The 23,554-nt window shown below is 35.4% G+C and carries 20 protein-coding genes; 4 read left to right on the top strand and 16 right to left on the bottom strand.

Annotated elements, in window-relative coordinates; genetic code table 11:
- Positions 1–117: 117 nt before the first annotated feature.
- The 6 genes from C7K42_RS04545 to C7K42_RS04570 all read right to left on the bottom strand — a co-directional run bounded on the left by C7K42_RS04545 (position 118) and on the right by C7K42_RS04570 (position 5,258).
- A complete protein-coding gene (locus C7K42_RS04545) occupies positions 118–615 on the bottom strand; it encodes a nucleoside 2-deoxyribosyltransferase (protein WP_014125305.1) in 498 nt (165 codons plus the stop codon).
- A complete protein-coding gene (locus tag C7K42_RS04550) occupies positions 608–1,249 on the bottom strand; it encodes a deoxynucleoside kinase (RefSeq protein WP_014125310.1) in 642 nt (213 codons plus the stop codon). Before C7K42_RS04550 ends, C7K42_RS04545 begins: the two co-directional genes overlap by 8 nt.
- 179 nt (positions 1,250–1,428) lie before the next feature.
- A complete protein-coding gene (locus C7K42_RS04555; RefSeq protein ID WP_069029101.1) occupies positions 1,429–1,659 on the bottom strand; it encodes a YkuJ family protein in 231 nt (76 codons plus the stop codon).
- A 90-nt stretch (positions 1,660–1,749) separates the two neighbouring features.
- Positions 1,750–2,628, bottom strand: a complete 879-nt coding sequence (locus C7K42_RS04560; protein ID WP_014125312.1) for an NAD(P)-dependent oxidoreductase — start codon at positions 2,626–2,628, stop codon at positions 1,750–1,752.
- 350 nt (positions 2,629–2,978) lie between these two features.
- On the bottom strand, positions 2,979–4,220 hold the full coding sequence (locus tag C7K42_RS04565; RefSeq protein WP_014125313.1) for a glycosyltransferase family 4 protein: 1,242 nt from the start codon (positions 4,218–4,220) through the stop codon (positions 2,979–2,981).
- 33 nt (positions 4,221–4,253) lie between these two features.
- Positions 4,254–5,258 (bottom strand): LTA glycolipid anchor biosynthesis glycosyltransferase, IagA/BgsA family, encoded by a 1,005-nt coding sequence (locus C7K42_RS04570; RefSeq protein WP_103099551.1) that lies wholly within the window; start codon positions 5,256–5,258, stop codon positions 4,254–4,256.
- Between the two features lie 253 nt (positions 5,259–5,511).
- On the opposite strand from C7K42_RS04570, the gene C7K42_RS04575 reads away from it, so the two are divergent.
- Complete coding sequence (locus C7K42_RS04575) at positions 5,512–6,489, top strand: dipeptidase (protein ID WP_061840952.1); 978 nt, start codon at positions 5,512–5,514, stop codon at positions 6,487–6,489.
- 7 nt (positions 6,490–6,496) lie between these two features.
- On the opposite strand, the gene C7K42_RS04580 is transcribed toward C7K42_RS04575, so the two are convergent.
- From C7K42_RS04580 to C7K42_RS04595, 4 genes are all read right to left on the bottom strand, one after another.
- Positions 6,497–6,694 carry a hypothetical protein gene (locus C7K42_RS04580; protein WP_014125316.1) on the bottom strand — a complete coding sequence of 66 codons (198 nt, stop codon included), beginning with the start codon at positions 6,692–6,694 and terminating at the stop codon, positions 6,497–6,499.
- Positions 6,695–6,861: 167 nt separating this feature from the next.
- A complete protein-coding gene (gene ptsP, locus C7K42_RS04585) occupies positions 6,862–8,589 on the bottom strand; it encodes a phosphoenolpyruvate--protein phosphotransferase (RefSeq protein ID WP_103099552.1) in 1,728 nt (575 codons plus the stop codon).
- On the bottom strand, positions 8,589–8,855 hold the full coding sequence (locus tag C7K42_RS04590; protein ID WP_014125318.1) for a phosphocarrier protein HPr: 267 nt from the start codon (positions 8,853–8,855) through the stop codon (positions 8,589–8,591). The genes ptsP and C7K42_RS04590 overlap by 1 nt, the downstream gene beginning before the upstream one ends.
- Positions 8,856–9,016: 161 nt before the next feature.
- A complete protein-coding gene (locus C7K42_RS04595; protein WP_014125319.1) occupies positions 9,017–9,214 on the bottom strand; it encodes a hypothetical protein in 198 nt (65 codons plus the stop codon).
- A gap of 323 nt (positions 9,215–9,537) precedes the next feature.
- On the opposite strand from C7K42_RS04595, the gene C7K42_RS04600 reads away from it, so the two are divergent.
- Together C7K42_RS04600 and C7K42_RS04605 are read left to right on the top strand one after the other, a co-directional pair.
- Positions 9,538–11,781 carry an ATP-dependent Clp protease ATP-binding subunit gene (locus C7K42_RS04600; protein WP_094243355.1) on the top strand — a complete coding sequence of 748 codons (2,244 nt, stop codon included), beginning with the start codon at positions 9,538–9,540 and terminating at the stop codon, positions 11,779–11,781.
- 143 nt (positions 11,782–11,924) lie between these two features.
- Complete coding sequence (locus C7K42_RS04605; protein WP_061841338.1) at positions 11,925–12,242, top strand: DUF1827 family protein; 318 nt, start codon at positions 11,925–11,927, stop codon at positions 12,240–12,242.
- 73 nt (positions 12,243–12,315) lie between these two features.
- Here the strand turns inward: C7K42_RS04605 and C7K42_RS04610 are convergent, their stop codons facing one another.
- Positions 12,316–13,896, bottom strand: a complete 1,581-nt coding sequence (locus tag C7K42_RS04610; protein WP_103083448.1) for a peptide chain release factor 3 — start codon at positions 13,894–13,896, stop codon at positions 12,316–12,318.
- A 187-nt stretch (positions 13,897–14,083) separates the two neighbouring features.
- Positions 14,084–15,463, bottom strand: coding sequence for a hemolysin family protein (locus C7K42_RS04615; RefSeq protein ID WP_103083447.1), 1,380 nt, complete (start codon positions 15,461–15,463; stop codon positions 14,084–14,086).
- A 194-nt stretch (positions 15,464–15,657) separates the two neighbouring features.
- Here C7K42_RS04615 and C7K42_RS04620 point away from each other — a divergent pair, with 194 nt between their 5' ends.
- Positions 15,658–16,095: a GNAT family N-acetyltransferase gene (locus C7K42_RS04620; protein WP_103099553.1), complete on the top strand. Its 438-nt coding sequence runs from the start codon at positions 15,658–15,660 to the stop codon at positions 16,093–16,095.
- A gap of 242 nt (positions 16,096–16,337) precedes the next feature.
- Here C7K42_RS04620 and ntdP read toward each other — a convergent pair whose 3' ends face one another.
- The 4 genes from ntdP to C7K42_RS04640 all read right to left on the bottom strand — a co-directional run bounded on the left by ntdP (position 16,338) and on the right by C7K42_RS04640 (position 23,479).
- Entirely contained in the window at positions 16,338–16,871 is a 534-nt protein-coding gene (gene ntdP, locus C7K42_RS04625; protein WP_014125325.1) for a nucleoside tri-diphosphate phosphatase, read from the bottom strand.
- Between the two features lie 95 nt (positions 16,872–16,966).
- Positions 16,967–18,109: an A/G-specific adenine glycosylase gene (gene mutY / locus C7K42_RS04630; RefSeq protein WP_103097111.1), complete on the bottom strand. Its 1,143-nt coding sequence runs from the start codon at positions 18,107–18,109 to the stop codon at positions 16,967–16,969.
- Complete coding sequence (recX, locus tag C7K42_RS04635) at positions 18,099–18,896, bottom strand: recombination regulator RecX (RefSeq protein ID WP_103097113.1); 798 nt, start codon at positions 18,894–18,896, stop codon at positions 18,099–18,101. The genes mutY and recX overlap by 11 nt, the downstream gene beginning before the upstream one ends.
- A 245-nt stretch (positions 18,897–19,141) precedes the next feature.
- Positions 19,142–23,479: a PolC-type DNA polymerase III gene (locus C7K42_RS04640; protein ID WP_014125328.1), complete on the bottom strand. Its 4,338-nt coding sequence runs from the start codon at positions 23,477–23,479 to the stop codon at positions 19,142–19,144.
- Positions 23,480–23,554 lie beyond the last annotated feature (75 nt).

Genomic DNA, 23,554 nt, shown 5'->3' on the forward strand with positions numbered 1-23,554 from the left:
ATAATAATCCCTCATATTCAAAACATGGGGAACGTATGATTGATTTACTCCCTGATAAAAAAACAACCAGCTTTTTTATAAACTGGTTGCTTTAATCGAGCGTTACTATATTTTTAGCTAAAAAACATCAATAGGTGTTTGGGGTTCGCTTGGAAAATGATTAAAATCATAGCTGCTGAGTTGCTCAAATGATTCAATAAAACTTGTCGTGCCTTGGGCAATCATTAAGTTTAATTGTTTTTGATCCAAATTTTTACTAAAAGGTAGTACTAAAACAGGTTTGTGTAGTGCTCGCATAAATCCCATTTCAAAGGCGGAACCATCGTCAATTTGATCTAAATCATATAAAAACACACCACAATCAGCGGTGCTCATAGCAGACAAATCATTTTGGTAAGTAGCGTTTTGCCAAATAAGTGTACCAAATACTTCTTTTGGATCGTCAAAAGTAGCCTCTTGATATTGAAAGTCAAAAGGAAAATGAACCACCGCTACAGTATCATTGTCTTCTAAAGCGTCTTTTGCTTTTTCGACCCTTTGTTTTTGTTCTTCATTAAAATAAGGAGTTCCTAAATAAATTTTGGTAAGCGCCTTGCTTTGTCTATCTTTAGCCAACCATAACTTCCTTTCCATTAAGTTTTGTCTGAATTTGTGCAAATACATCTTGCCAATCTGCTCTTTGGGTCACATCATAACGATCTGCATCAATTTTTAACTTGGGACCATAGTTATACTGTTCAAACCAATCACCGTAAGCTGTATGTAATTGTCTATAATAATCTAACAAACCATTTTCTTTTGTTGGTTGTTCAAATGATCTGCCTCGTTTTTGTATATTGGATAATATATGATCAAAACTAGCGTCTAAATAAATCATTAAATCAGGTGCTTTTTTAGGTAATGTTGATAGTTCTTCCATCATATTATTTAATAGTTCTAAATAAAGTTGATATTCTTCCTCACTGATATTACCGTTTTCTACATTAATTTTGGTAAACAATGCATCCTCATAAATCGAACGGTCTAAAACATTGTTTTGATCAAAAAAAGCTTCTTTAATACTTTTGAAACGTTTATTTAAAAAATATATCTGCAAAGCAAATCCGTATTTTCCTGGATCCTCATAGTATTTATTTAAAATAGGGTTTTCGTCCACAGCTTCATAAAAAGGTTCTGTCTGTAGTTCAGCTGCTATTTTAGTTGTATAAGTTGTTTTTCCTGCACCAATCATTCCTGCCATTACTATCACGATTTCGATCGCCTTCCTTAATTTATGCAAAATATACAATATATAGTATTTTTTGCATCTTATTTTGCAATATATAGTGTTTATAGTCCTTTTAAATTTTACAATAGATTTTCCATAATGTGAAGCCCTCTCAACAAAAAAACGAGAAACAAGTTAAAATAACTGTTTCTCGAATTTTTTTATTGAATTAAATCGTAAATTTCCATGGCTACAATATCAATATTATCAAATTGGTAAGCTTGATTTGTTTGGGCTTCAGTTAACTCAAATGTTTCAGTGGCGTTATCATAGGTTACTATACACTTTTCAACGCCTTCTTTTTCAAAGCGACGTACTTGTACTTCACTATCTTGCGCTTCGATCATTGCTTCAAGTCGTTTAATGATAGCAACTAATTGGGAATTTTGCATCCTAAGTGCCTCCTCTATTATTCACATTTCTGTTTTATTCTAACAAAAAGAAGAAGACTTGTGGATGTTTTTTTCAATTTTTTTCGCTTTTTAAGAATTTGTTTGGTCTGTCCACCAAAGTTTAATTAAAGCTTGCGTACCATCATTTTCATTTCCTTGATCAGCTAGTTTTTCGTAAAATTGTGTAGCTAATTGTGTGTTAGGCAGTTCCAGAGACAATTTTTGTGCTTCATCTAAAGCAATTTTCAAGTCTTTAATAAAATGTTTTACAAAAAAGCCTGGGGAATAGTCTTCTTTTAAGATCCGCGGACCATAATTAGACATAGACCAGTTCGCAGCAGCACCGCCTGCTAGTGTATCCATCACTTTTTGTAAAGACAGCCCAGTCTTATCGGCATAAACTAACATTTCAGTCATCCCCGTCATTGTTCCAGCGATCATAATTTGATTGGCCATTTTTGTATGTTGTCCTTTACCCGCTGCTCCGTGTAGGGTATAACTTTCTCCCATTTTTTCAAAAAGTGGCAACACTTTTTCGTAAACAGCTTCTTCACCGCCTACCATAATGGTTAATGTGCCATTTTTTGCACCTAAATCTCCACCAGAAACTGGAGCATCTAAACTATCAGCACCATTATCACTTGCAGTTTGACTAATCTTTTCGGCTAAAGATGGCGCACTGGTCGTTAAATCGACTAAAATTTTTCCATTTACATCGCTAGCAAAAATACCTGTTGCATCTCCATAGTAGACTTCTTCTACATCTTGTGGATAGCCCACCATAGTAAATACGATTTCACTTGCATCGGTAATTTCTTTAGGCGTATCTTTCCAAATTGCGCCATTTGCTACTAAATCGTCTGTTTTACTTTTCGTCCGATTATAAACAAACAACTCATGTCCTGCATCCATTAAATGTCCAACAATTGCATGTCCCATGACACCTGTTCCAATAAAACCAATCTTCATTTTATTACCTCCTAAATAAAAAAGTCTGTACTTTCAGTATACGTGAAAATACAGATTTATGAAATGATTAATGAAAGATTATAAAGTCTTCAAGGGAAAACGCTAAGCAATTTAAGGCTATGGGCAAAGATAGAGAATCAAACATTAAGAGCTCCCGGTTTAGTAAAAATAAAGGTTATATTTCTGTTTTTCGGATAAAACTTTTTCATTCCGCTCTTCATGTTTGGATTCTCAGATAAGGGTTTTCTAAATTATTATCCGTGATTTCATTTTCAGACAATAGATTGTCGAACTTTTATCCGTTATTCACTATTTATTTGTCCACTAGAAAATCTCAATAAATTTTACACTTAGTGAAAGATTCCTTTAAATAGGCGTCTATGCTTTTTTGTTTTGCTATCTTCGTCAAAAGTGCTTCGTTGTTTTTCTGTTGCTTGTATTTTTTTATAATAAGCAATCGTTTCATTATAAAAAGCTAGCATGGATTCTCCAAAGTTTTCTACCGAAATTTCATATTTTTTCTTATCTAAAATCGCTTGATTCTTGGGAGGGTTTTCTGCCATATAAGAAAGTAGTGCGGGTACAAAATCGTCATCTGTTGGAAATGTAACCCCAAGCGAAGGATCATCTATTAAATGATCCAAATATTCATTGCCTTCAACCACAAGTTGTGTACCTGAAGCCATAGCTTCTAAATAAGTTAACCCCTGGCTTTCTGAAGTAGAAGTACAAACAAAATAGTCAGCAGATTGATAATATAAAGCCACTTGATCATTAGGAACTTCTCCGACAAATATGACTTTATTTCTTACTTTTTTATCATAAGCCAATTGTTTTAATGCTTCTTCATAAGGCCCTTTTCCTACGATGACTAAGCGCACGTTAGGTTTTACTTGTAAAACCTCAGGTAACCTTTCTATCAAAGCTTGTATATTTTTTTCATAAGAAACTCGACTTAAAGAAAGTAAGAATATCTCATCTTCATGTATTCCTAAAAGAGCACGTAACTGTTTACTTTTAGCAGCTGTATCTTCTCCCACTTCAAATTTTTTCGTTTGAATACCTGTTGGAATTACACACATCGGCGAGACTACTCCATATTTTTTTAAAGTAGTAATCACTCGTTCACTAGGACAAACGACCCCGGATGTATGATTGGCAAAAACACGCGAAAAAACTTTTACATGCGCTGGACGTACCACTTTTCCGCGGGCAATATAATGTAGATAATCCTCATACATCGTATGATAAGTGTGAATCACTGGGATATGCAGTTTTTTTCCCACTACTTTTCCCAAAAAGCCGGCTCCGAATTCAGTATGTGTATGAATTAAGTCCAATTCAAAATTTCTAGCGATCATGTACGCATCCCACATGCCACGTACGACAACGCGGCGGTCCTTAAAGGATATAAAAGGAACACTTGGCATGCGAACAATTCCCTCTTCATATTCTGGTGCATTAGGGTCGGTAGTAGTAAAAATAATAACCTCATGCCCGCGCCTAATTAATTCATCTTTTAATGTTTTGATTGATGTAGCAACTCCACTTACTTGAGGAAAGTAAGTATCTGTGAAAAACCCGATTTTCACAAAATTCCCTCCAAACTACGAATCTATCTTTTTTTAAGAAAGTACCGTTTCATATATATTTTGTAATTTTTTTCCGATGTGCGGGATACTTTTTGCTTGTGCTGTTTGCCAACCATTTTTAGAAAGATCAGGCAACTTTTTTTCAACAATACCTTCTAGTAATTGGCTGAACTCTGTATTGTTATTTCCCATATAACAGTTTTTCCTATCTTTTAACCAGCCGTCATATACAGGAATGTCACGAACAAGTACGTTTTGTAAACTTGCCAAAGCTTCTAATACTACAATTCCCTCTGTTTCCTCATAAGAAGGGAAGAAAAACAAATCGGCATTAGAATAAGCTCCTTCAATGATATCACCTTTGATATAACCAGGAAAGATTACATTATCGGGATGATCGTATTGTACAATACGACGAATATCTTTGGGAATTGAATATAAGGAGATATGCCCAAACCAGATAAACTTATATTGCGGAAAGCGTCTGGCCACTTCAACAAAATCAATAATTCCCTTGCGACGAAAATAAAGTCCGACAGAAATAATCACTTTTTGCTCAGCTGCTAGTTTAAAATACTCACGAAATGCTTCCTCTTTTTTTTCATCTGGTTGAAATTGCTCCAGGTTAATACCATTAGATACTGCATCAATAGGTTTTTGAATACCATATGTTTGTAAAACCCTTTTAGCATAAGGTGTTGGTGTAATTAAATGATCCCCTAAGGAGTATAGACTGACCACATATTTTTTATATAATGGCGTAATTGTATTTGCTCCAAGGAATGAATTCTTAAAATCTTCCGCATTGGAATGCGCATGATAAATAACTTTTTTTCCTTGTTTTTTAGCTTGCTTTATCATTTTTCGGCTATTTATTCCGTAGGTATTGATGTGTAAGATATCATAATCCTTACTTCTAGCATCAGTCGTATAATCAATTCCAGCACTTTCTAATGCCTTTTTTTGATGTTCGAATGCACGTCCAATCCCTGATTTTTCCAGCATTTTTTGTCCTTCAAAATAAAGCAGCACTTTCAAGGATTCATTCCCCTTTCTTTTTTCAATTATAGTATATCATATTTTACGTTATTCTTAACTCCAACTAAGGGCTTAAATTAAGCTGGATTAAATATTTAGCATAAATAACGCTACGCTATTTTATATTTGCAAAGGATTATTTAAAGTGGTTATGAGATAAACTTTCTAAAAACCGCTTTTATTTTACTAGTTTCTTTTTACAAAAAATGATATCTTTAGAGTAGCACACAAGCTTAAAAATGGAGGTTAGCTTATGAATGTTGTAGATATGCACTGTGATACGATTATGAAAATTTATCAGTCACCAATAAATGAACCAGGACATTTAAAGAAAAATAATTTTCAATTAGATATTCCAAAAATGCAACAAGGTGATTATTTATTACAAAACTTCGCCATTTTTCTTGATAAAGAAGCTGTTGATTCACCTTATGAAGAAGCTAAGGCAATGATTGATTGTTTCTATAATGAAATGGACGAAAATGCAGAAGAAATTCGTCCTGTTACTCGTTACGAGCAAATTTTAGACAACGGCTTAAACGAACGAATGAGCGCTCTTTTAACTATGGAAGAAGGCGCGCCTATTGAAGGTAGTGTTGAAAAACTAGAAGAGTTTTACAACTTGGGTGTGCGTATGATGACCTTAACTTGGAATTACCCAAATGAGATTGGATATCCTAACGCCGTTTTTGCTGATGGTAATGAACAGCTCACGGAAAAAACACAAAGAGGGTTAACCCATAAAGGCATTGAAATCGTTCAACGGATGAATGAACTTGGAATGATCATTGACGTTTCCCACGGTTCAGATGCATTGGTTAACGATGTATTACAATATACTGATCGGCCTTTTGTTGCTAGCCATTCTAATGCACGCAAAGTTCATTCCCACTATCGTAACTTATCAGATGATCTTATTAAAAAAATAGCCGAACGTGGTGGCGTAATTGGTATCAACTTCTCCGATCGCTTTTTACAAGATGCTAAGGAAAAAGGCTCTTTAATCAATGCCATTTGTCGTCATGCCCGACATCTTTATAATGTAGGCGGCATTGAAGCGGTTGCTTTAGGTTCTGATTTTGATGGTATTACTGTTCATCAAGATTTACCAGATGGAACAATTTTACCCACAATTTATGATGCATTAAGAAAATCAGACTTTTCTAGCGAACAAGTAGATCAAATTTTTAACAAAAATATTTTACGTCTCTATCAAGATTTCCTAATTTAAAAAAAGCTCATCTTAGCAGAGGAATAAGTAACACCCAAACCGAGATAAACTTCTCGGTTTTTTTATAAAGATCGGTTTGAGAATACTTTTTGGATAATGTTTGCTTTATTTCTTTGTTCATCTTGCTATTTTCGGATAATGTTTTTGACTCTTCTTTATTCATCTTTGCATTCTTGGATAATGTTTTGTCTGTTTCTTTATCCATCTCTTGCTGTTTTCACCCATCTTAATTGAAAAGCGGGAAATAAAGAACACTACGTTCGCTTCGCTCCCTAGTACTGGCTCAACGCCCCTCTTGGTTGTTGAATCGTAGTGATTCACAGAAAAAAGACCAAGACAATCAAATGTCTTGGTCCTTTTCAATCGAAGAAATTAACCAGCGTATTCATTAACCAACGCTATTACTTCATCTGCTGTATCACAATCGTTTAATGCACGATCAGCAAGTTCTTGCATTTTTGTCGTATCTAATTTCTTCATTAAGCTACGTGTTTTCAAAATGGAAGATGAACTCATTGAAAACTCATCTAAACCAATTCCCATTAATAATGGAACCGCAGTTTGATCTCCAGCCATTTCTCCACACATACCAGCCCATTTGCCTTCTTTGTGCGCTGAATCAACTACGTTTTTAACTAAACGTAGGATGGCAGGATTATATGGTTGATAAAGATAAGAAACTTGTTCATTCATGCGATCGGCTGCCATTGTGTATTGAATCAAATCATTTGTTCCAATACTGAAGAAGTCAACTTCTTTAGCAAAACGATCAGCTAAAACTGCAGCAGCAGGAATTTCAATCATAATACCTACTTGAACTGAGTCAGAAACACCATAGCCTTCGTTAATTAACTTTTCACGTTCTTCATTATATATTTTCTTAGCAGAACGGAATTCTTGCAAGGTTGCTACCATTGGGAACATGATTCGCAACTCACCATATATTGAAGCACGCAATAAAGCACGTAATTGCGTACGGAACATTCCTTCACCTAGTTGTGAAAGATTAATACGCAATGCACGATAACCTAAGAATGGATTCATTTCATCAGGAAGATCTAGGTAAGGAAGCTCCTTATCACCGCCAATATCCATTGTACGTACGACAACAGGCTTGCCGTCCATACCTTCTAACACTTTCTTATAAGCGTTAAATTGATCTTCTTCTGTAGGAAAATCAGAAGAATCCATATATAAAAATTCAGTACGATACAAACCAACAGCTTCAGCACCATTGCTATGAACACCACTTAAATCTTTTGGCGTACCGATATTTGCTGCTAAGTCAAAATGTTTGCCGTCATCAGTAACGGTTTTGGCATCTTTAAGCTTTTCCCATTCTTTCTTTTGTTCAGCAAATTTTTGACCTGCTTCTTTGTACTCTGATTTTTGCTCCTCTGTAGGATTAACAACAGCCGTTCCTTCAATACCATTTACAGCGATAATATCGCCTTCATGAGCTATATCAGTAATTTGTTTTGACCCAACAATTGCTGGGATTTCCAAAGAACGAGCCATAATTGCGGAGTGCGACGTACGTCCTCCGACATCTGTAACAAAAGCTTTAACATATTTACGGTCTAACTGTGCAGTGTCACTAGGCGCCAAGTCATGAGCAACAACGACAACTTCTTCGTTAATCATTGAAGGATCAGGTAAAGTTACACCTAGTAAATGAGCCAATATACGTTTTGATACATCACGAACATCAGCTGCACGTTCTTGCATGTAGGAATTATCTTCCATTGCTTCAAACATACCGATATACATATCAGTAACATCTTTTAATGCTTGTTCAGCGTTTACGCTGTTATCTGAAATGTTTTGTTTGATTTGACCCGTCATTTCTGGGTCATCAACAACCATTAAATGCGCATCAAAAACTTGTGCTTCTGACTCACCTAAAGTTTCAGCAGCATTATCGCGAATTTTTTGCAATTCTTTTTCGGAAGTTTTTAATGCCTCGTCAAGGCGTGTTTTTTCATGTTCAGTATCATCGACATTCTTTTTTGAAAAAGTTAAATCTGGTTCCACTAACAGGTAGGCTTTTGCAACAGCTACTCCATCGCTTGCCGCGATTCCCTTTAGCATATCAGACATTATTCAGACAATCCTTCCTTTTTCATTGTTTCTACAATTGCTGCCATTGCATCTGATTCATCAGCACCATCTACTGAAATCGTAACATCAGAACCTTGGCCTACGCCTAAGGACATAACGCCCATAATAGATTTCAAGTTTACTGATTTACCTTTATACTCTAAATTAATATCAGAGTTGAATTTGCTTGCAGTTTGTACTAATAAAGTTGCTGGACGTGCGTGAATTCCTGTCTCAGCAGTTACATTAAAATCTTTCTTTTCCATATCGATCGATCTCCTTTGAGTTATCAAATTTTGTGAGGGTTTTCTAAAATTAAATATAAACAAAAAAAAGTAGCGAATAACCCTTTCAATTGATAAGATTACCATTTTTTTGCTGTTTAGACAACCGTTTTCCACCACAAATCGAAGAATTAGGTGAAAATTCAAGCTTCTTTTTCACTTGGCTCGTATCTATAACTGATCGTCCCTTGTAAGCCTGCTTTACCTACAAAAGACGTACGGTCGCAAAAAGATAACCAAGCTTTACGAAATTCTAAAAAGTCTGGCTGTTCAACTGTTAACTTATCAATCTTACCCTCTTTTAATTGTTGTAATAGTTCAACAAATGTTTCTTGTGTCATTTTTTCTCTCCTTTATCTTCCTAAAAAAATTATAATAAAAAGAAAAATTTCTGCAAGCTTTATAAGAACCATTTATCAGATATTTCTTTTTTAATAGTTATTTTATTCGACATTACTCAATTTTCCAGTAAAAATTTTTCCTAATATAAGAAGGTAAAGCTTTTTAAGAAAATTTCGCTTTTCCAGTTCAAATCCTTGAAAAATATAGTAAAGATTGTATAATAGAATTTGAAAGGTCAAAGTTGGTCAATGTTTTTTGACTTTTTTCTTTACCTTTTATAAAGATAAAAGAACTTGAACATAAAGAAAGGTTGTGAGATTTGATGCTTTGTCAAAACTGTGGAAAAAATGAAGCAACCATTCATTTATATGCAAATGTAGGTGGACAAAGACGACAAATCGACTTTTGTCAAAATTGTTATCAAAAATTAAAAAATCAACAAGAAAACCCAATGGGGGGCATGCAAGGTATGCAACAAGATCCATTTGGCTTTGGGAATTTAGATGATTTCTTCCGTCAAATGTCGCAAATGCAAGGTGGTAATTCCTATTACTCACAAACGCCTCCAACACAAGCTGGTGGCGGAAATAACGGAAATGGTGGTCAATCCTCAAACAATTCCGGTCTATCTGGTCTTTTAGGTGAATATGGCATTAATATCACCCAACAAGCCAAAGATGGCCAAATCGACCCCGTTGTAGGACGTGATGATGAAATTAAACGTGTCATCGAAATTTTAAATCGTCGTACAAAAAATAATCCAGTTTTAATTGGCGAAGCTGGTGTTGGTAAAACAGCTGTCGTTGAAGGTTTGGCACAAAAAATCGTCGATGGCGATGTACCTCAAAAATTGATGGACAAACAAGTGGTACGACTTGATGTAGCTTCACTTGTACAAGGAACTGGTATCCGTGGTCAATTTGAAGAAAGAATGCAACAGTTGATCAGCGAAATCAGAGAAGCAGAAAATATCATCCTGTTTATCGATGAAGTCCATGAAATTGTAGGTGCTGGTACAGCTGGCGACGGTAGCATGGATGCTGGCAATATCTTAAAACCAGCATTAGCCCGCGGCGATTTGCAAATGGTAGGCGCAACAACTTTAAATGAGTTCCGCACCATTGAAAAAGACGCTGCTTTAGAACGTCGTTTGCAATCAGTACGCGTAGATGAACCAACAATCGAAGAGACAGTTTCGATTTTAAAAGGTTTACAACCACGCTATGAAGATTATCATCATGTAAAATATACCGACGAGGCGATTCAAGCAGCAGCTGATTTATCAAATCGTTACATTCAAGATCGTTTCCTACCTGACAAGGCAATCGACTTGTTGGATGAATCAGGTTCTAAAGAAAACTTGACCATTCAATACGTTGATCCAAAGACGATCGATAAAAAATTAGAAGATGCGCAACAAGAAAAAAGCCAAGCTTCTAAAGAAGAAGATTACGAAAAAGCTGCTTACTACAGAGACCAAATCAATAAACTTGAAAAAATGAAAGAAAAACAAGTCAATGATGAACAAATGCCTGTAATCACTGAAAAAACAATGGAACAAATTGTCGAACAACAAACAGGTATTCCTGTAGGTGAATTAAAAGAAAAAGAACAAAATCAATTACGTAGCTTAAGTGACGACTTGAAAAAACAAGTTATTGGTCAAAACGAAGCAATCGATAAAGTTTCTAAAGCTATTCGACGTAATCGAGTAGGATTAGGAAAACAAAATCGTCCAATTGGTTCTTTCTTATTTGTAGGACCTACGGGTGTTGGTAAGACAGAACTTGCTAGACAGTTGTCTTATGAACTATTCGGTTCTATTGATTCGATGATTCGCTTTGATATGTCTGAATATATGGAAAAACACAGTATATCCAAGCTAATCGGTTCACCGCCAGGCTATGTTGGTTATGAAGAAGCAGGTCAATTGACCGAAAAAGTTCGTCGTAACCCATACAGCTTGATCTTATTAGATGAAGTGGAAAAAGCACATCCTGATGTATTGCATATGTTCTTGCAAATACTTGAAGATGGACGCTTAACTGATGCTCAAGGACGTACCGTAAGCTTTAAAGATACACTCATTATCATGACAAGTAACGCTGGTACTGGTAATGTTGAAGCCAATGTTGGTTTCGGCCCTGCCCGTGAAGGTGTAACAAATTCAGTAATGAGTCATCTAAAAGACTTCTTTAACCCTGAATTCTTAAACCGTTTTGACGGTATTGTAGAATTTAAGGAATTAAGCAAAGAAAACTTGATGAAAATCGTTTCTTTGATGCTTGATGATGTCAACAATATGCTTTCTTATCAAAAAATTCATATTGATGTTTCTCAAGATGTAAAAGAAAAACTGGTTGAATTAGGATACGATCCAGCAATGGGTGCACGTCCACTACGTCGCACAATTCAAGAACAAATTGAAGATAGCATCGCTGAATACTACCTCGATAATCCAGGAAGTTCAGAACTTAAGGCAGTTCTTGACGACAATGGACAAATTAAGATTGAAGCAGCAGAAAGTGCCTATGTAGAAAATAAACAAGAAGATGAAAATAAATAAATATAAGTCCACTGTTTTACTGGAAAAGTACTTTTACTGTACTTTTCCAGTTTTTTAACACCTTATACTTTATCTTTTTTTTAATTAAAAATATAATAGATACGAAGGAAGAATCAGCTTTAAAGATTGTGAGGTGAATCAATATGAAGCTAGTAAACGTTACAAATAGTCATTCAAGACTGGTCAGGCAACAATTAGAACATACAGATGCGGTGTTAGTAAAAGTCTACACTGCTGGAGATATTTCGATTGTATACACTGAGGCTCCTACACATAATGAACTTTTATTAGTAAACAAAAAAAGAGCCATCCGTTCTGAAGAAATTACCGAAATTAAGGAACACTTCTTGAAAAAACTTTCTCCGGATTCCTATAATGAAGAAGATATCACAGAAATTGACAATGACGATGACGCTATTGTTGAGATCTCTATTCCAAAAATAATAAGTGAAGCTCCTTAGTTTTTATATTAAAAAACAGCTTAAAAAGCACTGTCCTTACCCTAAACTGTGCTTTTTAAGCTGTTTTTGTATTTTATAATAAACTCTTCAATTCAACATCGGGATACTTGTCTTTAAACCAACGCATAGCAAATTCATTTTCAAATAGAAACAACGGTTGCCCAAAACGATCTTTGGCTAAAATATTGCGGCTGGAATGCATCTTTTCATCTAAGTCTTTCGGATCGATCCAGCGAGCAATCTTATGGCCCAATGGCTTCATAATCACTTCAGAATTATATTCATTTCTCATACGATATTGGAAAACTTCAAATTGTAGTTGCCCAACAGCACCGATAATAAAATCATCCGTCATATAGGTTTGATACATTTGAATCGCCCCTTCTTGCACTAACTGACGTATGCCTTTATAAAACGATTTTTGTTTCATTACATTTTTAGCGTTCACCTGCATAAATAATTCTGGGGTAAAAACGGGTAAGTCTTCATAAGCAACTTTAAGTTTTCCTTCATAAAGGGTATCACCCACTTGATAAGTACCAGTATCATAAATACCTATGATATCTCCAGCTACTGCTTCTTGAATATTTTCCCGCGCATCGGCCATAAATTGGGTGACATTGCTTAATTTTGTTTTCTTGCCGGTTCGTTCTAAGGTAACATCCATTCCACGAGTAAAAGTTCCTGAACAAATACGTAAAAAGGCAATACGGTCACGATGGGCAGGATTCATATTGGCCTGGATTTTAAATACAAATCCGGAAAAATCTTCTTCATAAGGATCTAATTTTTCTTCTTCTTTAGTTTTATGGGCATGAGGTTTAGGCGCATATTCTAAAAAGGACTCTAAAAAGGTTTGCACACCAAAATTAGTCAATGCAGAACCGAAAAATACAGGCGTTTGATCTCCTCGCTCCACTTTTTCTAAATCAAAATCATCGCCGGCTTCTTGTAGCAATTCAACATTTTCGAGTGCTTGTTGATAAACACTATTTTGTTTTAATGGATGTTCAGTAGCGATATCTCCATTATCATCTAATGAAAGGAAACGTTGCCCATCATAATTTTGGGGATGAGATAATTCTACGCGTTGATTATGAATGTCATAAATTCCTTCTAATCCTCTTCCCATACCAATAGGCCAATTCATAGGATAAGATTCAATATCGAGTAAATCTTCTAGTTCTTCTAATAATTCCAGCGGTTCACGACCGTCGCGATCCATTTTATTAATAAAAGTAAAGATCGGAATTCCTCTTTGTTTTACAACTTTAAAAAGTTTTTTTGTCTGTGCTTCGATTCCTTTGGCACTATCGATTACCATAACTGCGCTATCAACAGCCATCAATGTACGATAAGTATCTTCAGAAAAGTCTTCGTGTCCCGGCGTATCTAAGATATTTACCCGTTTTCCTTCATAGTCAAATTGCATTACCGAACTGGTTACTGAAATCCCACGTTGTTTTTCAATATCCATCCAATCAGATTTAGCATAATTTCCTGTTTTTTTCCCTTTAACCGTACCTGCTTGACGAATCGCACCACCAAAAAGCAAAAGTTGCTCAGTAATGGTCGTCTTACCTGCGTCCGGGTGAGAAATAATTGCAAAGGTGCGTCTAGAATCGACTTCTTTTTTTAATTCTTGTTTATCCATTTCTTATACTGCAAGACTGCTATTCTTACAGTCTCTCCTTTCGTTTCAAACTTTCTTATCAATAATTTTTTATGTATGAACTTGACCAGTATATCATCTTGCTGAGCAAAAATAAATAAAAATAGCTAAAGGCCCCCTATTAAATAAAGATAATAAAAAAGCAGGACCCATTAAGATCCTACTTTTCTCATCTCCTTGGTTCATCATCTGCAAATTCCTTATGGAAAAAGCGCCGGTCTTCTTCAGGTTCTACTTCATCTTTTTTTGTTGGGTCATGAAAGATGACGCGAATCTTTAAAATACGTGGGCCAACAGTTTGTTCTGATACCAAGGTTAAGTTATCCACTTCAAAAGTTAATTTTTCACCTTCTTCAGGAATTTCTCCTAAAGCTGTAATTAAATAACCTGCCATGGTATCCACATCAGACATATGAAGGTTGGTATCAAAGGCTTCATTAAATTCTTCAATCAGCATACCGCCTTGAATAATATATTCAGAATCCGAAACTTTTTTATAAAGCGTTTCGACTTCATCCGACTCATCGTCAATTTCGCCTACAATTTCCTCTAGCAAGTCTTCTAGTGTTACGATACCAACGACACCGCCGTATTCATCTAATAAAACTGCCATTTGGCTCTGTGTCTTTTTCATTTCGTATAATAGATCATCAATAAAAATCGTCTCTGGAACAAATAAAGGTTCTTGTAATAAAGTAAGTAAATCAATATTAGCAAAACCTTGTTTATAAGCTCCTTTCAATAAATTTTTTGTGTGCAAAATGCCAATAACTTTATCTTTTTCTTCATCAAAAATTGGAATTCGGGAATAATTTTTCTTTAAGATATCTTCGATGATTTCACCTACATTGTCATTAATATCAACCATGTAAGCATCCGTACGAGGTACCATCACTTCCCGTGCTACTTTAGTATCTAACGAAAAAACACCTTGAAGCATGGATAACTCTTCATCTTCAAAGACACCTTCTGTTTCCATCATATAACGCATCTCATCACGCGTCATTTTACTGTCCTCGTCATCAAATTCCATTGGGGTAATTCGTGCGAGTAGATTTGTCGATGCTGATAGCAACCATACAAATGGTTTTGCAACAATTCCGATAACACGAATAATTCCAGAAGCAAATTTCGCTACCTCTTCGGTCTTACTCATGGCGATACGTTTTGGATATAATTCACCAAACACAATCGAAATATAGGTTAAAAGCATAACCATAATGATGTGTGCAATACTTGTTGCAGCAGCTCCTCCACCTAAATAAGGCGAAAGACGTTGTGCTAATTGTGAAGCAAGAGAAGCACCAGATAAAATATTAACTAATGTGATTCCAACTTGAATGGTCGATAAAAAATTCGTTGGGTCTTTTAGCGTGTGTAAAAGTTTCTGAGATTTTTTATCTCCTTCTTCGGCTTGTTGTTCGATCCGACTTTTGTTGATCGAAACCACAGCAATTTCTGATGCTGCTAAAAAAGCATTCACTATTGTTAAAACAAGTAATAGCAACAGCTGGGCTATCAGCGACTGACTCCCGGGGTCAGCATTCATAGTTGCATTCGCTCCTTAGATTTTCAATTTTTATAAAAAAAACGTGGTTTTCAACCACAATAAAATGCTACCACAAAGCTTTTTTCTTTTCAATGAAAACCGATTCACATTACAAAAATATTTATCTTTTGTTTCCAGAATTTTTAACTAGCTAATTTTTTAGCAAAAAGATATAATCTTATCGAGGTGATAAAATGCATGTAATTCATACAAAAGACACGCAAAGTCGTACTTATGCCGACGCGTTAGCTATTAGAAAAGAAGTTTTTATAAAAGAACAAGAGGTTCCTGTCGAAAGAGAAATTGATGAAAACGAACAACAAGCCATTCACTTTGTTTTATATAATGAGCAGAATGAACCCCTAGCCACTGTTCGTTTACTACCTTCTGGTAATAATATTGTCAAAGTACAACGTATGGCTGTTGTAAGACAAGCTAGAGGTCATCATTATGGAAAAGTTATTATGCAAGAAGCAGAAAACTACGCAAGTAATCATGATTATCAACAAATGACTTTAGGCGCACAAATCAGCGCGCGAAACTTTTATCGAAATTTAGGCTATCAAGAAGAAGGAGACATCTTTTTGGATGCAGGTATTGAACATATTACAATGACAAAAAATTTATTTTAAAAAATATAATTGTCTCTTATTGATTTATAGCTGTAATACCAGATAAATAAGTAGATAAAGCAGCCTGAAAACGGCTGCTTTTTATAATTTCTATTTAAAAATTTAGCAGATCACTTCATAGCTCATTGTTTTTCGTTTCTATGTGCTATCGTTGTTCATTAAAAATTGATTCTGCTATCCATATCCGTCAACAGAATATATCTTCTTTAACGTTAAAAAGCTGCCGAAAAATCGGCAGCTTTTTATTTATGCGACAATTGCTTGTAGCGTTCATACCAAATATCGACGTACCCTTCTGAGAAAGGTCCTTTTCCATTATTGATCCAATCAACTAAAATTTTGACATTTTCTTTTAAAATATAATCAATATTGTTTGGATAATGCATCAATTTACCATGTAGTTCATATTCATCCACATCCAACAATCGTTTTTCACCATCGGGAAAAACTTTGATATCCAAATCATAATCAATATACTTCAGCGCTTCTTCGTCTAAAATAAACGGGGAAGCTAGATTACAATAATAGGAAACCCCCTTTTCTCGTATCATTGCTACTATATTGAACCAGTATTTTTTATGAAAATAAACAATAGCTGGTTCGCGGGTGACCCAGCGTCTGCCGTCTGATTCGGTAACTAAAGTGTGATCATTTAATCCGATCAACGACTGCTCACTGGTTTTCAATACCATCGTATCGCGCCACGTTCGATGCAAATTGCCATCATGTTTGTAACTTTGAATACTAACAAACTCGCCTTCTTTAGGCATTCTCATAGCAACCCTCACCTTACGAAACTCGTATTTGCTTGGGTGTTTTACACCGGCACCATAATTATTATAGCAATAATTTTGATTGTTTGCTATAAATGTTATCTAACTTTATGAGTTTTATTGAACTGTTGGATAATTTTTTGCTGCACTTTTGGAAAAACGAGGGTTGAAAAAGACTGTTCATCTAACCATTTACCATTTTCCGGTGAAAAATCATTTTGTGTACGACCGTAAAAAATAAGAATATGCCATTTTAAATGTGTAAATGTATGAGTTACTTCACCAAGATGTCTTTTTTGCCATACTACTGGCCATTCACTAAAAATATCTGGTGCTTCATCTTCAGAAACTAAATCCAATGTTAATTGATTTGTGTCTTCTTTTTGCCAATATTGTTTTAACGCTTGATACTCTTTTACGTCAATCTCTTTTAAAGGATAATGCCACATTTTTGCTAACAGGCCATTTTCCGGACGTTGAATCAATAAATGTTCATGCGCATTATTTTCAATAACTGCGGCTAAATAATAGATATCTTTGGGCTTTGCCTTTTTAGTTTTTACCGGAAACTTATCATGGGCGTCATGCGCACAAGCATAACAAAACGGCTTTAACCATGGAGGACATTCAGTAGCCGAGGGCGTGGAAACTGTCGCTCCAACTTCCATCAAAGCTTGATTCATATCTCCAGGATGCTCGTATGAAATAATGGTACGAAGAATTCCATCAAATATTTTATACGTACTTGATTTGGCGATATCTTCTTCAACGCCAAAAAGACGACTAATGACTCGCATCACGTTACCATCAATAGCTGGTTCTGCTAAACCAAAAGAAATACTTGCAATCGCTCCTGCTGTATAGGGCCCGATTCCTTTTAAACTGCGAATTCCTGCAACTGTATCAGGGAATTTGCCATTAAAATCTTCTTGGATTTGACTTGCAGCAACCTTTAAATTCCTAGCTCTAGAGTAGTAGCCTAAACCTTGCCAAACTTTTAATAGTTTTTCTTCATCAGCTTCTGCTAAATCCTGAATTGTAGGAAATTCTTCCATGAATCGGTAATAATAATCAATGACTGTATCTACACGCGTTTGCTGTAACATAATTTCTGAAATCCATACTTTATATGGATCGGTATCCGCGCGCCAAGGTAAATTTCTCTTGTTTTTATAATACCAATCCAACAAGCTTGTTTGAAAGTCCTGGATCTTTTGATGATCCCACATCTTACTCTTCATTTAATTCTTCCTTATCAATAAATTGTTGAATCAAGTCAGTCGTAAATCCTTTCTGATACAACTTTTGCTTGATTTTCATCTTTTTCTTGCCATTATCTTTTGAACGATCTCGCTGTAATAACTTCTGTCCTTCTTTTTGTAGTATTTCCCACTCTTGAGCCTCATCCATTTCATAGTCAAGTTGGTCAACAGCTTGCTGGATAATATCTTGATTAAATCCTTTTTTGGTCAGATTCATTCGCAATTTCTGTAAAGTTTCGCGATAACTCTTACCGCGAATTTTCTTTACACCTTTTGCCGCAGTGCGTGCAGCAATTTCTTCCTGTAATTCTGGCGTATATAATTCCAACGCCTCATCAATTAAATCATCTTGTACTCCTTTTTTACGCAATTGTTGATATAAATTAGACGGCCCTTTATCACTTAAACGAATTTGCGTACGCACATAACTCATCGCAAATGTTCGATCATTTAAAACATCAAGTTCTTTTAAACGAGCGACAATTTTATGACGATCTTCTAATGGTATTTCTTTTTTTTGTAAGTAAGTCCGTGTTTCTTTTTCTGTACGTAATTGATAACTAATATAGTTTAAAGCTTCTTGCAAGCCATAATCATAACTAGCCTGTTCCTTGACGTCAGCTAGCTTTTCCTCTGATAATTCGCTACCTTTTAATAAACGAAAACGAACTAATAAGTCTTCCGAAACTCTAATTTTCTCTTGGTTATCAATCGTTACCTGATAAAAAATACCCTTTAATTTACGGATACTTGTGACAGTAAACATCTTTTCACTCCTTCTTACACTTCCCGTTTATTTTAACATAGAAAACTATCTTATATTAGAATTTTAAGGACAAGTTAAATTAGCACATTATTATTTAAAATTACTGTTCTTAAAAGAAATTAATCGCATTACTTTTAAAATCTAGTGTGCTTAGTAACACTCAGTATATAAAATGCTAGCTAATTTAACACATAAGCACAATTAATGCTAAAAAAGCTTTAACCCACCGGTCAAAGCTTTTTTTATTACATCATATCAAATAAAGATAATTGGTTTTCATCTGGTAAATCATTTAAAACGCCATTATCAGACATATAATCAATTAGTGTTTTTGAAACCTTCGCACGATTTGCAAGATCTTCTTTTGATAAAAATGGTCCGTCTTCTCGCGCTTTTACAATTTGCTTGGCTACGTTTGTTCCTAAACTTGGCACCGCACGAAATGGTGCGATCAATTTATTATCTTCAATAACAAAGTTAACAGCATCAGACTTGTATAAATCAATCATGCCAAACTCATAACCACGTTCCAACATTTCGTTGCATAACTCAAGTACTGTTAATAGATTTTTTTCCTTAGCAGAAGCGTCCATTCCTTTATCAGTAATTTCTTTCATTCGTTCTTTTACCGCATTTTTTCCTTTACACATGGTAACTAAGTCAAAATCATCTGCACGAACCGAAAAATAAGCACAATAGTAAAGAATAGGAAAATATACTTTAAAATAAGCAACCCGCAAGGCCATTAGCACATAAGCTGCAGCATGGGCTTTAGGAAACATGTATTTAATTTTTAAGCAAGAATCAATGTACCAGTCAGGAACATCATTTTTTTTCATTTCCGCTTGCCATTCATCTGGAATTCCTTTACCTTTACGGACATGTTCCATAATTTGAAAAGCCATTCCAGCATCAAGACCGGCATGCATTAAATACACCATAATATCGTCCCGACAACCAATAACATGCGCTAGATCAACAATTCCTTGACGTACCAGCTCGTCAGCATTTCCTAACCAAACATCAGTCCCATGGGATAAACCAGAAATTTGTAGCAATTCCGCAAAAGTCGTTGGATTGGTCTCTTCAAGCATTCCTCTAACAAAACGTGTCCCAAATTCAGGAATTCCTAATGTTCCTGTTTTGGAATAAATTTGATCAGAAGTTACACCTAATACTTCCGTGCCTTCAAAAATGCGCATCACTTCAGGATCATCAGTCGGAATAGTTAGCGGATCGATCCCCGACAAATCTTGTAACATCCGAATAACTGTAGGATCATCGTGTCCTAAAATATCTAATTTCAAAACATTATCATGAATAGAGTGGAAATCAAAGTGAGTTGTACGCCATTCTGCGTTCAAATCATCAGCTGGGTATTGTATCGGTGTAAAGTCATAAACATCCATATCATCTGGAATAACAATAATCCCACCCGGGTGTTGCCCTGTCGTACGTTTGACGCCACTAGCACCTTTGGCTAGACGATCCACTTCTGCGTTTCTAAAGTTTAAATTATAATCTCGTTCATAACCTTTAACAAAACCAAAAGCCGTCTTATCAGCTACCGTACTAATCGTTCCAGCACGATAAACGTAATCTTCACCAAACAATACTTTAGTATAATTATGAGCTTCAGGTTGATATTCACCAGCAAAGTTCAAGTCAATATCGGGCACTTTATCACCGTTAAACCCTAAAAAGGTTTCAAAAGGAATATCGTGTCCATCTTTTTTCAAACGAGTCCCACATTTCGGACAATCTTTTTCCGGCATATCAAAGCCTGAACCATAAGAGCCATCTTCATAGAATTCTGAATACTGACATTCTGGACAATAATAATGTGGAGATAATGGATTTACTTCAGTAATCCCCGTCATTGTCGCTACTAAACTAGATCCAACAGAACCTCTTGAACCTACCAGATAGCCATCTTTATTACTTTTTAACACTAATTTTTGCGCAATTAAGTAGATAACAGAAAAGCCATTTCCAATAATCGATTCAAGTTCTCTTTCTAAACGTTTTTCCACGATTTCAGGTAATGGGTCACCGTAAAGTTTTTTTGCTTGTGTGTAACTTAAGTCGGTAATCTCCTCTTCTGAGCCTGGAATTTTCGGCGTATACAACTTATCTTTTACTGGAATGACAACTTCACAGTTGTCATTTAATTGATTAGGACTATCTACTACTATTTCTTTAGCTTTTTCATTACCTAAAAATTGGAATTCCGTTAACATCTCATCTGTGGTACGAAAATGAACATCAGGTAAAGCATGTCGATTTAATGGGTTCGCGCCTCCCATTGAATTGATCAAAATTTTACGGTAGATCGCTTCTTCATCATTTATATAATGAACATCTCCAGAAGCAACAACTGGTTTGTCCAATTCTTTACCGATATTTACCAATTTGGCAATGATATCTTCCAAATCTTTTTCACTTTTAATTAATTCTTGTTCGATTAAAGGAGCATAAACAGCTTTAGGCATGACTTCAATATAATCATAAAACTTAGCTAGTTCTTTGGCTTCTTCGTAGCCTTTTTGCATCATCGCAACAAAAACCTCATTTTTGTCACAAGCCGTTCCAATCATTAAACCCTCACGAAACTTCACAAGTTCAGAACGAGGAATGCGCGGTTGTTTATTGTGAAAGTATTTTACATTCGACATTGAAATTAATTTAAATAAGTTTTTTAACCCTTTTTGATTTTTAACCAAAATCGAAGCATGAAAAGGACGAGCAGCTTTGATTGAATTGGCGCTTCCTACATGACGATTCAAATCTTTATGTAGATACATTTCATGTTTTTCCATCGCTTCTTTTACAAAAATCCAAGCCAAGTGTCCCGTGGCTTCAGCGTCATAGACCGCTCTATGATGTTGTTCTAAGGATACGCCAAATTTTTTCGTCAATACGCCCAAGCCAAAACGCTTAAATTCTGGGTATAGATAACGTGCTAATTCTAAAGTATCGATTACCGGATTAGAAGCTTCAGCGATATTATTCCGTTTATAGCTCATATTTAAAAATCCCATATCAAATGAAGCGTTATGAGCGACTAAAACACAACCTTCAGAAAATTGTTCAAAAGCTTGCAGTACTTCTTCTTCAGACTTGGAACCTTTCACCATTTCATCAGTAATACCGGTCAAATTAACCGTGGTACTAGATAGTGAATGACCTGGATCAATAAACTCTTCAAAAGAATCTTCTACATTTCCTTTATGCATCTTGACCGCTGCTAGTTCGATAATTGAATCATAAACTGCCGATAATCCTGTAGTTTCCACGTCAAAGACCACATAAGTTGCATCAGACAAAGAAACATCTTGAGGATTATAAACAACTGCAACACCATCGTCTACTACATTGGCTTCAACACCATAAATAATTTTCACGCCATTATCTTGGCCTGCTTGGTGCGCTTCTGGAAATGATTGAGCACCACCATGATCAGTCACAGCAACTGCTTTATGTCCCCATTTTCCCGCTTGTTCTACTAATTCACTAACGCTGTTTGTGGCATCCATGGTACTCATATTAGAGTGTAAATGAAGCTCCACTCGTTTTTCATCTTCTTTAGCGTAATCCTTTCTACTTTCATGTTTGACTTCAACTAGGTCTTGCGCATTCATCACTAGATCCCGCATAAAAGTGTCTTCTTGGATACTACCACGAACCTTTAGCCAACTCCCTGCTTGGATCGCTTCAAAGACTTGTTCATCTTTTTCGCCATTTGAGAATTTTTTAGCAACAAAAGAAGAAGTGTAGTCAGTAATTTTCAAAATCAACAATTGTCTACCTGAGCGAAGTTCACGAACTTCTTTGTCAAAAACATAACCTTGAATCGTCATCCGACGCTCTTCTTCTAAAATATTATCCATAGGTGTAACTAATTCATCTTGCGAAATATTTCTTCCTAGTGCGATCGGACCGTCCAGTGGCTGACTTTCTTGTTTTTTCTCTTTCTTTTGTTGTTTATGTGAAGCAATCGATTCTGCTGCTTGTTGCATAAACGCTTCTTGTTGTTCTTTTTGAAAAGCTTCCAACTGTTCTTTATTTTCAGTTGCTTGTTTTTGATCAAATTCTGGTTTAATACGAAATTTAGCAAAACCAAAAGATTGGTAAATTTTTTCTACCATAGGCAAATACTGTTGCTGCAAATTGGGTATCACTGCTTCATTAGAAATCGGCAAGATAACTTTTGAACCGTTCATAAAGGGTTGCTGGCTTTTTAATACTTGCTGTACAAAAGGTGTTGCACATTTTTGATCTGCCAGAATCAGTGGCCAATATTCCTGTAATAACTGCTCATCAAATTGATTATCATCTGCTTCAATGACCATATCAACTGAAGCAATATCTTGAAAAGCCATTTCTAAATTTTGCCGAAAACTTTGATAGATCATCGCTGGTAAAATTTTTGCAAAGCTTAAAACAAAGGTCCAATTTTGTGATTGCTTATGGACAATAACTTGTTTGATTTTTCCTTGTTTGATCAAAGGATTTTCTCGCATAGTTTCATCAAGTTGGATTTGATCTAAGAGAATTTCAAATGTTTCTTCTTCCTTTGACAAGTTTATACACTCCTTAATGTAACAATCTTTCTTTACTAGTATACGCGTTTTAAAAAGACAATGAAAGTGACTACT

The organism is Tetragenococcus halophilus subsp. halophilus DSM 20339, from assembly GCF_003841405.1.
GTDB classification, from domain to species: domain Bacteria; phylum Bacillota; class Bacilli; order Lactobacillales; family Enterococcaceae; genus Tetragenococcus; species Tetragenococcus halophilus.